Genomic DNA, 13,919 nt, shown 5'->3' with positions numbered 1-13,919 from the left:
TAATATGTGTGAAGCTTGGATTGTTCATTCGTACTTTTTTCTTTTTCTCATTTCCAAATTTACGTATTACATATGAAGTAAGTACTCTGCTATTTCCCGAGCTGCTTCTGGACGCCGCACCTGCTCCATCTGCTCAATGATCTTGTCGCGTTGCTTCTGATTTCGCCAATGTCTGATCCATGTCCTGATATCCTCCGTGTCATTAGCAAGAACCGCAGCCTTTTGATCAAGCAAAAAGGAAGAGTTTTCCCTCTCCTGTCCCGGCAAGGGCTGATAAAGAAGCAACGGTGTCCGCAGTGCCATTGCTTCTGCACAGCTAATTCCACCTGGCTTGGTTATGTATACATCCGCTGCTCCGATCCATTGCCACATTTGTGCTTCGAATTTCCTCAGTAAGATACGGTGGGTAGAAGGATACTTGCCAGTCAATCCTTGCAATTCTTCATACAGCTTCTCGTTTTTTCCGGTAATCACGATCAATTGGAGGGGCTCCATCTCTTTGGCAAGTGCCTTCATGACCTCAGCTATTCTCCCATAACCACCTTCCCCACCGCATACGAGAACGGTAAATTGCTCTTCTAGACCAAGCTGTTTTTTCCAAATGCTCTTTTCTACTTTTGCAGCCGTAGTAAACGCTGAGCGTATGGGAATACCGAGAACTTGTATTTTGCTGGCGTGTACCTGGTACGAGCGAATAAGCCGATCCGCAATCTGTTGATGAGCGACTATATACGTGTCGATTTCTGGATGCACCCAAAACCGGTTTAAATGATAGTCAGTAGGTATGCTGACCAAATGGAATGGCTTATCCATCCTTTGCTTGGATTGAGCTAGTGCCGATAAGCAGTAGGCATGTGTGGCAATTACGACATCCGGGTTTTCTATGTCTATTAGGGTGTTCTCCAGGCGCCTGGAAAGCCACCAGCCAAGCGGCATTTTCAGTATCGTCCCAAAGAGACGGTCTTGCTCGTATATTCGTTGCCACATGGGCCTGCCATAGCGGAGCATGCTTAGATAAAAAAAACGGGACAGCTCCCGTAAAGCGGGACTGGCCGTGGTTAATCCCCCTACTATTCTCGATCGTTCTATGCCTTCATGTGAGTCCAGCACTTCATGTAGTGCCTCCGCGGCCATTCGGTGGCCACTGCCTGCCCATTCTTCGGTAACTAACAGGAATCGTTTTGCCATTAGAACAATTCTCCTGTAGGCTCATTGCTATTAGAACCATAACGGCTTAATAAGTGCTCTTTTGACATGTACACCCGTTTTAACGGTATCTCCTGCCTCCGTGTCTGCACCCTGCGCTTGCCATCTGGATGAATGAGACGAATCAATAAGTGCAAATACCACCGCTTGAAACGGAACAAGGTGTTCATCGGTACATCAGAGATGGAAAAACCCAAGGGCTGAACCCCTTTATGCAGCATGGTTGTCCCGACAATCCCTTTAATTTCTTCCCGATTATTCATCCCTTCCAAATAGGCAGCCAGCTTGGGCAATGATTGCATAATATGACGCCGTAGCAATAATGCCATACGAAGCTCATCCTTTACTCCATTACACAAGGTAGCAAAGTAGTAGTTGTGGATATGTATCTTTACAATCAGATCTCCCTTGTGAATGCTCTGACCATCTGCAGTTACCAATGATTCTCCACGATAACGCAAAGGAACGATACGGAAAATATTGTTTCCTTTTTCAATATACTTGAGCCGGGTACAGCGTTGATAGATTTCATCCCAGAATCCCCACAGCATCAAGAGGCTTGTATTCATCTGCAACCGGTTCCTTTCTTGCCTCGTTTTCTTTGTAGTATGCCCTATAACAGTAGTTCCTCATTACCTGTTCACGCTCTTTTCATGCGTCCCCACAGCATGACCAGTCCAGCAACAATGACAGGCAACCAAATATGATTCAACATGAATGGATTGATCCATTTCCACATGTACGGATCCTCCAGACACATATCAACTGCCGTAAATGCGAGCATGCCTCCCCCGATGATCACTAAGCTGCGGAAACGGTTCATGAGACGAGCTACCCAAGCACTTCCCCACATCAAGAGCGGAATACTCATAACCAATCCCAAAATGACGAGTCGCAAATCTCCATGTGCAGCGCCGCCTACAGCCAGTACATTATCCAGGCTCATCACAAAGTCAGCGAGCAAAATCGTCCTCACAGCTTGACCTACTGTTTGGTTTTGAGAGATTTCAGTCATTTCCTCCTGCTCGCCCATCATCAGCTTGCACGCAATCCACAGCAACAGCATCCCGCCTACTGCTTTTACTAGAGGAATATCTAGCATCCAGGTTGTCATTGAAGTCAAAAGGATTCTCAGCATGACTGCCAGCAGCGTTCCATATAATACTGCCTTTCCTCGTTCCTTCTTCGGCAGCCCCCGACAGGCCATCCCAATTACGATCGCGTTATCGCTGCTCAGGACCAAATCAATCATGAAAATATGCACCAGTCCCAGCCAAAAATGCTCCTCCATCTCCGCCTCCCTGGTCCACCAAAAGTCTGTCCATTCTACTTTATGCGACTAGAATCGGACTCATGATTAAATATTTTTCCGAAATAAGGCGTTTTTCGGCAGATTTTGTAGATAAAAAGTTTCAGCAAAAAACTTTTTATTGCTAAAAAGGGCAATTTATACCTTGTCTTCCCTATCCCTTTTCCTTTACGATTTTAGTGGGGTGGATAAGAGATGGTGGGTACTGTGACGCTAAACCTAATGGACGTTTCTAGGAAAATATTGGACCTCGCACCAAATATCACTACAATTTGGATGCAAGAAATTATTCGAAGTATGGAAATTCCTGTAACAATCCCCCGCGATTTCGCGGAGAAACGAACGGTGCTCTTAGCCCGTTATCTGGTGGAAAATGTGGATCAAGATATGCAAACCTGGTCACTGGATATGGGAGAGTGGCTGCGTTCGCAGGAATACCCCTTCTCCTCCATTTTGCGTACGTATCAGTTGTATCGAAATGTTTTCTGGCGGGTACTCCAACCTGAACTGCAAAAATGGGCCCTTTCCTCGCAGGACATGCATTATTTAGAATCCCAGCTCGGCAAAGCTATGGATGAAAGCGTATTTTGGGCTGTTTATCATTTTGAGCAAATGATGAACCGTGAGTTGATCCAAAAAGAAGAGACTATCTCCTATTTGCATAATGACAAATTGACGATGCTGGGCAAAATCGCCGCAAATATGGCCCATGAGCTTCGCAATCCCCTTTGTGCAATCGAGGGCTTCTTGAAGCTGATTGGGGAGTCCACCAGGGAACAGGCGCAGCTGCAGTCCTATATTCAGGTTGTTATGCATGAGTTTGCAAATTTGCACCGACAAATTACAGGCTTTCTCAGTTTTTCGAAAAAACCGATTCTAGACGAAATTTTTAAAACTATCGAAATGAAAAGCTTACTGGAAGAAGTCGAAGTACTGATCACCCCACGCTTACTGGGAGAAAACATACGCTTTGAAAAACTAATCCACCCCTGCTCACTTGCTGGTTATGAAGAAGGCTTAAAGCAAGTCGTCGTCAATCTGTTGAACAATGCGATTGATGCCGTACAGAATCGAACGGACAAATGCATTCACGTCATCTCTACGTCTTCTGATGGATGGCTGTATTTAAGTGTGGAGAACAATGGAGAAATGATTCCACCAGAAATTGCTGAGATTTTGTTTCAACCCTTCTTTACCACAAAACAAAATGGGACAGGCATTGGACTGTCCATCTGCAAAAATATAATCGAAAAACATAACGGGACGATTCATTGTGATTCCAACGAAAAACGTACTCGTTTTGTCGTATCACTACCAATTGGACAGGCTGAATAATCGTTTCCATGTTCTTTTTTCCAGGAAGCTTCCGACTTTAGAAGCATGAATTTGAAAACATGACTACCCCGTGCTCTGCCGGCGTAGACTTTTATACCCATGAACGAAAAAGCCTCCTGAGCGATCAGGAGGAGATGCAAGAGATCCGTTACCTTTATCTGGTAAGCGATCATAGCTTTACTCTACACGAAAACATATGTTTCTACCACAAAAAAGATCAGACACGGTTCGACAGACATGAGCTGATCCAGTAATGCAAAAGCAATGAGATCTACGCGGCCTTTTTTAGTAAGTGGGTGCGTAGATCTCTTATTCTTTTTGACAATACAAAAAAGCAGAATGACGATGAGACATTCTGCTTTCTGACTATGGAGCGGGTGATGGGAATCGAACCCACGCGACCAGCTTGGAAGGCTGGAGTTCTACCATTGAACTACACCCGCATCGAAGATCTATGGTGCCGAGGACCGGACTTGAACCGGTACGGGAGAAACTCCCGACAGATTTTAAGTCTGTTGCGTCTGCCCATTCCGCCACCCCGGCATCTAATAAAGGGCAATCATGGTCGGGAAGACAGGATTCGAACCTGCGACCCCTTGGTCCCAAGCCAAGTACTCTACCAAGCTGAGCTACTTCCCGATTTTATTTTGTTGTGGGGCCCCCGAAAAGTACTCGGAATAGGCTACAACGCTCTTCTTCACTTTTGGGTGTAAAGTGGCGTGCCCTGAGAGATTCGAACTCCCGACCTTTTGATTCGTAGTCAAACGCTCTATCCAGCTATGCTAAGGGCACATGTAATGGAGCGGACGAAGGGTCTCGAACCCTCGACCTTCGCCTTGGCAAGGCGACGCTCTACCAATTGAGCTACGTCCGCATAAATGAATTTAGTTGTGCGTTGTTTGGTGCGGTCAAGAGGACTTGAACCTCCACGGTGTTGCCACCACTAGAACCTGAATCTAGCGCGTCTGCCAATTCCGCCATGACCGCATTTGAAGTTTTTGCTTTTTAAAAACTGGTGAGCCATGAAGGACTCGAACCTTCGACCCTCTGATTAAAAGTCAGATGCTCTACCAACTGAGCTAATGGCTCGTGCTATATTGTTTCCTGCCACTTAAAACCATTAGGTTAAAAATGGCGGAGCTGACGGGACTCGAACCCGCGACCTCCGGTGTGACAGACCGGCGTGAACTCCAACTTCACCACAGCTCCATATTTGGTTGCGGGAGCAGGATTTGAACCTGCGACCTTCGGGTTATGAGCCCGACGAGCTACCGAGCTGCTCCATCCCGCGATGATCAGGACGACCTGGTGTCAGCGTTACCACAGGACGTGGTGCTTTTAGCTGACCTTCCTTATCCTTTAAGAATATAAGTGGTGGAGGCTGACGGGATCGAACCGCCGACCCTCTGCTTGTAAGGCAGATGCTCTCCCAGCTGAGCTAAGCCTCCGCAACCCCAAAAAGTGAAGTGAAGCGTTGTAACAACACCGATTACTTTTCGGGGACCCCGACAACTTGCAGGATGATAAAAATCATCAGCTTCACTTTGTGGGGTGTTTTATATGGTGACCCGTAGGGGATTCGAACCCCTGTATGACAGCGTGAAAGGCTGCTGTGTTAAACCGCTTCACCAACGGGCCATGAAAGTGTTATGGCGGATGGAGTGGGATTTGAACCCACGAGACGGGTCGACCCCGCCTACACGATTTCCAATCGTGCTCCTTCGGCCGCTCGGACATCCATCCACAATCTATACAAAGTGGATCGAGGTGATCCAACTTATTGTTGCCTTCCAGATCTCAAATGTTATCACGTTTATTTTGTAAAAGCAAGAGTTATTTTCAATTCCGCTTAAAAAGTTTATCGTGATAAAACTTCCCTGCTAGGCACAATAGCCATTGTATCCTCTCATGTACCTGGTGTCAACGAAAAGATGATAAAAAATCACACTTTTTTTGACGTATAGGAATTTATAAGCGTCACGCTTATGAATTCCGGAGCGCATTAAAACTTTCCACTAAACGCGGTCGCTCTTTCTTGAGGAGGCCTCGATAGAGGTTTTTTTACGCGCTCTTAACAACCACGAAATTATCATTACCAAACGCCCTGATAAATACCCGAGATTCTTTTCTTCGCAATCACGCTTTTCCAGGATTATTCTCTACACTATCTGCATATGGACTAACAAGGCAGACAAACAATGGCCCCTACAAACGGAGGTGATCCATATAATTCATGCCAGAGTGTCAAAATGCTATGATGATTAGCAAAGGAAGGAAGTGTTCTTATGACTCTCATCCGGCAAGCTACTTCTCAGGACTCCGCGGCTGTCTGTCGAATCGATGCTATGGTTCTCGGCAATACGAGTCGCTCCGCTGAGCTATGTAACGCCATCGCAGCAGGTCAATGCTACGTTGCTTCTTTTGATATGGATGTCATCGGTTTTGCTCTTATGGATCAGTCATTTTTTAAACAAAGTTTTGTATCACTAATCATGGTTCACCCTCAGTATCAAAAACACGGTGTTGGTTCTGATCTTCTTTTGTATTTGGAATCCATCTGTCCTACCGACAAGCTATTTACCTCCACCAATCTCTCCAACAAACGGATGCAACGGCTCTGCCACAAGTTAGGCTATGATTACAGTGGAACAATTGCGCATCTTGACCAGGCTGATCCGGAATTATTTTTTTGCAAAAAGGTCTAGGTGGCACCAAAAACAGCCGTAGCATTTTGAGCCACGGCTGTTATTTATTCCATACCTGTTATTGATTCCGTTCATAGATCAAGCGGAGTCCTTTTAACGTAAGAATCGGATCAACAACGTGAATACACTCCGTCTCGTTCGCAACGATCGATGCTAATCCCCCGGTGGCAACCACCTTTGGCTCCGTACCGAATTCAGCTTTAATCCGCCGCACGATCCCCTCCACCTGTCCGACGAATCCGTAATAAATACCCGACTGCATCGCTGTTATCGTGTTGCGCCCTACGACACTCGCAGGTTTGACTATCTCGATCCGTGGCAGCTTGTCTGCACGGCTAAACAACGCTTCCGTCGAAATCCCAATACCAGGTGCAATTGCTCCACCCCAGTACTGCCCCCGCTCGTCCACATAACAAAAGGTAGTCGCTGTTCCGAAATCCACGACAATCAGCGGTGTCCCGTAATGATGAATCGCGGCAACAGAATTGACGATCCGGTCAGACCCTACTTCTCGCGGGTACTCGTATTTGATATTCAGACCCGTTTTGATTCCTGGCCCGACAATCAGCGGTTTTTGCCTCAGATATTTGACGCACATCCGCTCAATCGTATCGTTTAACGGAGGAACCACCGAAGATATAATAATCCCGCTCACCTGGTCAAGCGTCATTCCCACACTGTCAAAAAGACTTTTCACCAGCATGCCATACTCATCTTCCGTCTTTTGGCGATCCGTGGCAAACCGCCAATGATGCCGCAGTAAATCACGCTCATACAAACCCATGACCACGTTGGAATTGCCGATGTCGACCACCAATAGCATAGCGATTACTCCTTAGCGCTTCCGCGTATTCAAATCAAGACTAATATCAAACGCCTTAACAGAGTGGGTCAAAGCCCCGACAGAAATAATATCGACGCCCGTTTTGGCAATAGCACCGATCGTATCCAGGTTCACTCCGCCAGACGCCTCGACTAATGCTCGTCCATCGATGAGCTGCACCGCTTCTACCATCTGCTCGTTCGACATGTTGTCCAGCATAATGATGTCTGCACCAGCTTCAAGCGCTTCTCGTACCTGTTCCAGCGACTCTGCCTCTACCTCGATCGTCATCGTGTGCGGGATTGCTGCACGAGCTGCCGCAACTGCCTGTGCGATACCACCTGCGCCTTTAATATGGTTGTCCTTGATCATAACCGCATCATATAAAGCAAAGCGATGGTTATAGCCTCCGCCGACGCGAACAGCGTACTTTTCCAAAAAGCGCAGTCCTGGCGTTGTTTTGCGTGTATCAACGACTCGCGCTTTTGTGCCAGCCACTGCAGCTGTATATTCGCTCGTTTTTGTCGCAATCGCGGAAAGACGCTGCATCAAATTCAAGGCGAGACGCTCACCGCTCAAAATCGAGCGAACCGAACCACTCACCTCAGCAATTTGGTCGCCGACCTCTACACGTGTTCCCTCTTCTACTTTAGCGCTAAACACCAGTTCAGGGTCCACAGTCTCAAACACCTGCTGAGCAATAGGCAGGCCAGCTACAATCCCTGCCTCCTTGGCATACAAAATCCCGATTCCATGCTCAGTTTCGGGGATGGTACTCATCGTCGTAACATCGCCAAATCCCAAATCCTCTTGCAGCCATTCTTCGATTTTTCTACCAAGCTCTCGTTTATTCCACATCATATTGGTCACTCTCCTCCTGAACACCTTCGCTCACCGATTGTATCAAGTGCTTGCGCCAGATCAAATCGTCCTTGTTTGGGAAGTCAATGCGATAATGCCCGCCCCGACTTTCCTCGCGCATGAGTGCAGCTTTGGTGGTGAGCACCGCTGCATTTAATAAATTGAAGAATTCAAACGCTTCTTTTCCATCTATTTGAAAATGATAGTATTGCTCCATACGCTCCAGCTCTGCCAGAGCTTTTTTCAGTCCTTTTTCATGGCGTTTCACACTGACATGACGAAGCATCAGCTTTTGCAGCTTGACTCTTTGTTCACGTGTATTGAACATCCGATGCCCACGCTGTTCCGCAGTCACGGAAAACGCTCGAATAACGGGAAGCTCAGGCAGCTCCTTGATCCGCTCCGATATCCGATGTCCAAACACGACTGCTTCTGACAGCGAATTGCTCGCCAATCGGTTCGCACCGTGTACACCCGTGCAAGAAGCCTCACCGCAGGCAAACAAACGTTTTGTCGTCGTTTCGCCGTGGAGATCGGTCTGTACCCCACCCATAATATAGTGGCAAGCTGGTGCTACGGGTATCCAATCCGTTACCATGTCCAAGCCATATTGCAGACAAAAGTTATAAATCGTCGGAAACCGATGCTTAATCAATTCCTCGGATTCATGCGTAATGTCCAAATACACAAACGAAGCATGCGTTTGCTCCATTTCCGAAACTATCGCGCGCGCTACGATATCACGAGGGGCCAGCTCCTTTTGCGGATGGTACTTGTCCATGAAGCGCTCGCCATTACTATTGCGCAAAATCGCCCCTTCTCCGCGAACAGCCTCAGAAATAAGGAAGCGAGGTGCTCCCGGGTAGTAGAGAGCTGTCGGATGAAACTGAATAAACTCGACATCCTTGATGCGCGCACCCGCCCGATAGGCAATTCCGATCCCATCTGCGGTGGCAATGTCCGGATTCGTCGTGTAGCGATAAAGCTGACCAGCCCCACCTGTTGCAAGCACTGTCGCTTTTGCCTCCAGGAAAAAGAGCTCCCCGGTTGGCTTCTGTACAATAACCCCCACCGATTCGCCATCCTGCGTGATGACATCTATCGCAAAATGATGCTCCAGTACGTGAATATGTGGCTGCTCCTTGACTCTTGCAGACAAGGCTCGGACGATTTCTGCGCCTGTCGCATCCCCGTTCGCATGCAAAATACGCCGCTTACTGTGCGCCCCTTCTTGGGTCAGTTCGTATCGGCCCTCTGCATCCCGGTCAAATTCCGTTCCATAAGCAATCAATTCTTTCAAGCGCTCTGGACCTTCATGCACCAATACATCCACTGCCTCAAACGAGCTAAGACCCGCTCCGGCAACCAACGTATCTTGGCGATGAAGCTCGGGCGAATCCGATTTTGCCGTCACGGCTGCGATTCCACCCTGCGCCCAGCGCGTATTGCTATCATCCAATCCCTTTTTGCTAATCAGTACGACATCGGCATATTCGCTCGTTTGCAGCGCCGTATACAAGCCGGCGATGCCTGCTCCAATGACGGCTACATCGGTTTTCATTCGAGGCAGAGCTTGCAAATCAAAGTCCACAATATAGCGGGGAATCATAAGTGTCCCTTCTCTCCATGTAATAAAAGGTTCAAGAAAAAACGGATGATTTTCCACTCATTATAGCAAATCGGCGCTGGAAGAAAACGAAAAAAGAGTATCTGCCAAAACAGATACTCCCTTTTGAAAAAACGTTCATTTAGTTTGTATGTGAAACGCAATCTTTGCATGTTCCGTACACTTCGAACTTGTGGCCCGTCACCTCAAAATCATCAGGTACCGTTGCCATGATATTCATTGGACAGCCTGGCAACGACGATGTTTTTCCACATTCCGTACAAATGACGTGGTGGTGATGGTGACCGTCTGCCGAACAGGCCAGCCGGAATTTGCCCTCGCCATCCAGCTCCGTTTCCTCCAAGATCCCCAGCTCAACAAAGGTAGAGATGTTGCGATAAACGGTATCAAAGCTGAGTGTAGGATACAGCTCCTTGATTCGCTCCATAATATCCTTGGCTGAGAGGTATCGCTTCTCTGCGGCGCAGATGCGAATCATCTCCTCCCGCTTGCCGGTATATTTGAACCCATTGTCTTTCAATATTTGCAGCGCTTCTTCTACTTTCATCGACAAACACTCCTTCCTTTTGTCTTATCCAGATGACCTTATCGCAAAAGAACCCGTAGCTTTTTGACACCCAAAACGACAAGCAAAATCAATACTGCCATCAATACAATTGTACCACCAGATGCCCAGTCCAGTAGATAGGCAAAATATAAACCACTCAATACCGAGGTTTCGGCAAACAGAATGGAAAAAAAGATCGTCTGGCGAAAGCTTCCCGCAACTTGCAAGCTTGCGGCAACCGGGAGCGTAATCAGTGCCGAGATCAACAGTACACCAACGATGCGCATGGAAGCGGCAATCGTCAATGCTACCAATACCATAAACCATAAGTTGATGGAACGTCTAGCCACTCCTGAAACCCGGGCGAACTCTTCGTCAAAGGAAACAGCAAACAATTCTTTGTAAATCAGTACAACTGTACCCAAAACAACGACAGCCACACCAATCAGTGCATACAAATCCTCGATAGAGACAGTAACAATTTTACCAAATAAGTACGAGTACAAATCAGCATTGAATCCATCTGCCACACTGATCAAGACAGTGAAAAGCCCCAAGCCAGTCGATAGAATAATCGGAATGGCCAAGTCCTGATAAGCCTTGTACACCTTGCGCAGTCGCTCAATAAAGAGCGAGCCCACCACGGCAAACAGCATCCCGAAGAACAACGGATTCACAGCTGAGAAAAATGCGATCTTCTTGGATACCAGCATCCCTGCCGCTACCCCGGAAAGCGTTACGTGCGACAAGCCATCCGCCATCATGGACAAACGGCGAACAATGAGAAATGTCCCGAGTACCGGACAGATCAGTCCAATTAAAATCCCTGAAAACAGGGTATACCGCAAAAAATCATACTGCCACCAATCAGCAAGCATGGTCATACTCCCTCTTTTAACGTGTTTACGAGCTTAGTGATGATGAGACAGCAGCTTCATCGAGCCGCCGTACATGCTTTCCAAAATCTTATCCTGGTTGTGCTCAAAGTCATGTGCTGTTCCGTGGAAGTGAATTTTCTTCTGTACACATGCGACCTTGTTCACCCACTGGGTCATGACACCAACATCATGGCTGACAATCATCATCGTCAAACCGTTTTCTTCCTTTAGAGAACGCAGCAAACCATAAAACTGCTCGATCGACTCCTGATCGACACCCACGGTCGGCTCATCCAAAATCAACAGCTCCGGCTCGGCTACCAAAGCACGAGCAATAAACACGCGCTGCAGCTGACCTCCAGACAGGCTGCCAATCCGTTGATCGAGCTTTGCCGATAAGCCCACACGCTCTACGGCATTTTTCACACTCTCATGGTGACGAGAGGTCAACCTGCGAAACAGCCCCACCTTGCCAACCAGACCAGAGGCGACGACTTCGCGTACTGTAGCTGGAAATCCGCCAGCACCATGTGCCACCTGCTGGGCAACGTAACCAATGCGGTTCCACTCACGGAATTTGGGTAGCGGCTGACCAAAAAGCTCAACGGTTCCTTTGGTAGGCGAGAGCAAACCGAGAATCAGCTTCATCAAGGTAGACTTCCCTGATCCATTTGGACCGACGATGCCCACAAAATCCCCGCGCTCCAGCGCGAAGCCAACCTCATCGAGAACCACTTTGTCTTCATATTGAAAGGACACTCCTGTGAGCTTAACGACAGGTGTCCCTTGTGTTGTCCGCTCCATGAATCAATCATTCCTTAAATCGGATTTGTTCTGATTTGATTTCATCCTACTACGATTTTACTCCAATCACAAGTATATCTTGGTCAAAAAGCACTTGGTGGAAAAAATAGAATGTCGCTCCCTAAAGAAGCGACATCCCTTTTTTCTTGCTTTATTTTAATGCTGTCCGCAATGTTTCCATATTATCACGCATAATCGACAAATAATCTCGATTTGCCTTAATATCGTCCTGTGTCAAACCTTCCAATGGATTGAGGGTAGCCGTTTTCACACCCGCTTCTTTTGCAATGACCTCCGCTACTTTCGGCGATACCAATGTTTCAAACAGCACATAGGAGATGTTGTGCTCTTTGACATGCTCCACCAGGTTTTTCAATTGCGAAGGAGATGGCTCATCAGCAGGATTCACTCCGGAAATCGCTACCTGCAAAAGTCCATAACGACTCGCTAAGTAGCTAAACGCACTGTGAGCAACCATGAATTCTTTTTTGGACGTTTGCGCTACCATGTCTTTGAAGTCTTTATCCAGCTGATCGAGATCACTTGCCAGCTGTGCAAAGTTCTTTTCATAATCAGCTGCATGTGCCTGGTCTTTCTGTACCAGAGTTGTTTTGATCTTTTCTGCCTGTGCCTTTAGCTTGGTCGGGTCGAGCCATACATGTGGATCAAATTCACCGTGCTCATGCTCATGCGCTTCCTCAGCATGCTCTTCGGCTTTCCCCTCTTCCTCGTGCTTATGTTCAGCTGCCTGCAGCAAATCCATACCCTCAGTTGAATTGACGATCACCGTTTTGTTCTTGTCGAGGTTTCCTACAGCCTTATCAACCCACAGCTCCAAACCACTTCCATTGAATGCGAAAATATCTGCACCTGCGAGCGCCACCATGTCTTTTGCGGTTGGCTCATAGTCATGCGGCTCCACACCTGGGGGAACGAGATTGGTTACGTCAATATGTTCGCCACCGATGCGCTTTGAAACATACTCCAATGGATAAATCGTTGTATACACCTTTGGCTTTGCCGCAGTTTGACCATCCGCTTGCGGAGTACTCGCTGCCTCTTTTGCCCCGCAGCCTACCATGCTCACTGCAGTTAATAAACTTATCATAGCCAACAGGCTCTTTTTCATCTCTGATATCCTCCTACTCCAATTCAAAATGATTCCGATTTACTTTTCTCTCGTTTTTCATTATACGGACAGGTGCCTAAAAAGTAAATAGGATTTATTCCGATTTAACTGGAATATGTTCATTTCCTTTGGCATAGCTTCATATTTCCTCCATGTGATTGTGATAATATAGGGGGTAGGGGGTATGTCCACAATGAAACGTAAATCATGGTTAGCCATTAGTATCGTTACTGCAGCCCTTCTCACTGGCTGTGGAGCTACGGATAATGCCAGCAATGAACATGATCACACGCAGCACGCAGCGAATGGTGATCTACAGGAGAAGACGGCTTCGGTCGATCAGCTGCCCAAATTTCTGGATAACCTGGACCCAGTCATCATCGAGTCCTACAAAATCGCTGGCGCCAATCGCGAACTGCTCAAATCGATCCCTTGCTTTTGCGGATGTGGTGAGAGTGCCGGCCATCTTCACAATGGCAATTGCTTCATAAAAGAAGAGCTACCTGATGGCTCAATCGTTTGGGACGACCATGGTACACGTTGCGGCGTGTGTATGGAAATCGCCGTCATTTCATCCAAGCTGAAAGAGGCAGGTAAAACACCGTTAGAGATTCGCAACTACATAGACAATACCTATAAAGAAGGCTACGGCAAACCAACACCTACACCTATGCCTTCGTAAAACCTCAATCACA

At 47.3% G+C, this 13,919-nt stretch carries 13 protein-coding genes and 12 tRNA genes; 3 read left to right on the top strand and 22 right to left on the bottom strand.

Annotation, left to right across the window (positions count from 1 at the left end):
- Window positions 1-66 precede the first annotated feature (66 nt).
- The 3 genes from C3B52_RS29540 to C3B52_RS29530 all read right to left on the bottom strand — a co-directional run bounded on the left by C3B52_RS29540 (window position 67) and on the right by C3B52_RS29530 (window position 2,497).
- Entirely contained in the window at window positions 67-1,188 is a 1,122-nt protein-coding gene (locus tag C3B52_RS29540) for an MGDG synthase family glycosyltransferase (protein WP_103109933.1), read from the bottom strand.
- Window positions 1,188-1,775 (bottom strand): YkoP family protein, encoded by a 588-nt coding sequence (locus C3B52_RS29535; RefSeq protein ID WP_103109932.1) that lies wholly within the window; start codon window positions 1,773-1,775, stop codon window positions 1,188-1,190. Before C3B52_RS29535 ends, C3B52_RS29540 begins: the two co-directional genes overlap by 1 nt.
- A gap of 71 nt (window positions 1,776-1,846) precedes the next feature.
- Entirely contained in the window at window positions 1,847-2,497 is a 651-nt protein-coding gene (locus C3B52_RS29530; protein ID WP_103109931.1) for a TerC family protein, read from the bottom strand.
- 213 nt (window positions 2,498-2,710) lie between these two features.
- Here C3B52_RS29530 and C3B52_RS29525 point away from each other — a divergent pair, with 213 nt between their 5' ends.
- Window positions 2,711-3,850 (top strand): sensor histidine kinase, encoded by a 1,140-nt coding sequence (locus C3B52_RS29525; protein WP_103109930.1) that lies wholly within the window; start codon window positions 2,711-2,713, stop codon window positions 3,848-3,850.
- A gap of 369 nt (window positions 3,851-4,219) precedes the next feature.
- Here C3B52_RS29525 and C3B52_RS29520 read toward each other — a convergent pair.
- From C3B52_RS29520 to C3B52_RS29465, 12 genes are all read right to left on the bottom strand, one after another.
- Window positions 4,220-4,293, bottom strand: a tRNA-Gly gene (locus C3B52_RS29520).
- A 12-nt stretch (window positions 4,294-4,305) separates the two neighbouring features.
- Window positions 4,306-4,393 (bottom strand) — tRNA-Leu (locus tag C3B52_RS29515).
- Between the two features lie 19 nt (window positions 4,394-4,412).
- Window positions 4,413-4,489 (bottom strand) — tRNA-Pro (locus C3B52_RS29510).
- 76 nt (window positions 4,490-4,565) lie between these two features.
- A tRNA-Arg gene (locus C3B52_RS29505) sits at window positions 4,566-4,642 on the bottom strand.
- Window positions 4,643-4,648: 6 nt separating this feature from the next.
- Window positions 4,649-4,724, bottom strand: a tRNA-Gly gene (locus C3B52_RS29500).
- A gap of 26 nt (window positions 4,725-4,750) precedes the next feature.
- A tRNA-Leu gene (locus tag C3B52_RS29495) sits at window positions 4,751-4,837 on the bottom strand.
- A 26-nt stretch (window positions 4,838-4,863) separates the two neighbouring features.
- A tRNA-Lys gene (locus tag C3B52_RS29490) sits at window positions 4,864-4,939 on the bottom strand.
- A gap of 43 nt (window positions 4,940-4,982) precedes the next feature.
- Window positions 4,983-5,059: transfer RNA gene (locus C3B52_RS29485), tRNA-Asp, on the bottom strand.
- A 5-nt stretch (window positions 5,060-5,064) separates the two neighbouring features.
- Window positions 5,065-5,141 (bottom strand) — tRNA-Met (locus C3B52_RS29480).
- 81 nt (window positions 5,142-5,222) lie between these two features.
- Window positions 5,223-5,298 (bottom strand) — tRNA-Val (locus tag C3B52_RS29475).
- Between the two features lie 113 nt (window positions 5,299-5,411).
- Window positions 5,412-5,488 (bottom strand) — tRNA-Glu (locus C3B52_RS29470).
- A 12-nt stretch (window positions 5,489-5,500) separates the two neighbouring features.
- Window positions 5,501-5,593 (bottom strand) — tRNA-Ser (locus C3B52_RS29465).
- 542 nt (window positions 5,594-6,135) lie between these two features.
- On the opposite strand from C3B52_RS29465, the gene C3B52_RS29460 reads away from it, so the two are divergent.
- Entirely contained in the window at window positions 6,136-6,555 is a 420-nt protein-coding gene (locus C3B52_RS29460) for a GNAT family N-acetyltransferase (RefSeq protein ID WP_103109929.1), read from the top strand.
- A 58-nt stretch (window positions 6,556-6,613) separates the two neighbouring features.
- Here the strand turns inward: C3B52_RS29460 and C3B52_RS29455 are convergent, their stop codons facing one another.
- The 7 genes from C3B52_RS29455 to C3B52_RS29425 form a co-directional block, all read right to left on the bottom strand.
- Window positions 6,614-7,378 carry a type III pantothenate kinase gene (locus C3B52_RS29455; protein ID WP_103109928.1) on the bottom strand — a complete coding sequence of 255 codons (765 nt, stop codon included), beginning with the start codon at window positions 7,376-7,378 and terminating at the stop codon, window positions 6,614-6,616.
- Between the two features lie 12 nt (window positions 7,379-7,390).
- A complete protein-coding gene (nadC, locus tag C3B52_RS29450) occupies window positions 7,391-8,239 on the bottom strand; it encodes a carboxylating nicotinate-nucleotide diphosphorylase (RefSeq protein ID WP_103109927.1) in 849 nt (282 codons plus the stop codon).
- Window positions 8,226-9,848, bottom strand: coding sequence for an L-aspartate oxidase (gene nadB / locus C3B52_RS29445; protein ID WP_103109926.1), 1,623 nt, complete (start codon window positions 9,846-9,848; stop codon window positions 8,226-8,228). Before nadB ends, nadC begins: the two co-directional genes overlap by 14 nt.
- 139 nt (window positions 9,849-9,987) lie before the next feature.
- Window positions 9,988-10,413 (bottom strand): Fur family transcriptional regulator, encoded by a 426-nt coding sequence (locus C3B52_RS29440; protein WP_103109925.1) that lies wholly within the window; start codon window positions 10,411-10,413, stop codon window positions 9,988-9,990.
- 38 nt (window positions 10,414-10,451) lie between these two features.
- Window positions 10,452-11,291, bottom strand: a complete 840-nt coding sequence (locus C3B52_RS29435; RefSeq protein ID WP_103109924.1) for a metal ABC transporter permease — start codon at window positions 11,289-11,291, stop codon at window positions 10,452-10,454.
- A gap of 33 nt (window positions 11,292-11,324) precedes the next feature.
- Window positions 11,325-12,095 carry a metal ABC transporter ATP-binding protein gene (locus tag C3B52_RS29430; RefSeq protein ID WP_103109923.1) on the bottom strand — a complete coding sequence of 257 codons (771 nt, stop codon included), beginning with the start codon at window positions 12,093-12,095 and terminating at the stop codon, window positions 11,325-11,327.
- A 151-nt stretch (window positions 12,096-12,246) separates the two neighbouring features.
- The gene (locus C3B52_RS29425; protein WP_103109922.1) at window positions 12,247-13,224 is read right to left on the bottom strand and encodes a metal ABC transporter solute-binding protein, Zn/Mn family; all 978 of its coding nucleotides are present in this window, start codon (window positions 13,222-13,224) and stop codon (window positions 12,247-12,249) included.
- 193 nt (window positions 13,225-13,417) lie between these two features.
- Between C3B52_RS29425 and C3B52_RS29420 the strand changes: the two genes are divergently transcribed.
- Window positions 13,418-13,906, top strand: a complete 489-nt coding sequence (locus C3B52_RS29420) for a PCYCGC motif-containing (lipo)protein (RefSeq protein ID WP_103109971.1) — start codon at window positions 13,418-13,420, stop codon at window positions 13,904-13,906.
- Window positions 13,907-13,919 lie beyond the last annotated feature (13 nt).

Source organism: Brevibacillus reuszeri, assembly GCF_002897295.1.
Classification (GTDB): domain Bacteria; phylum Bacillota; class Bacilli; order Brevibacillales; family Brevibacillaceae; genus Brevibacillus; species Brevibacillus reuszeri_A.
The sequence above is the reverse complement of the archived record's forward strand: the minus strand, read 5'-3'. Positions and strand labels throughout refer to the sequence as shown.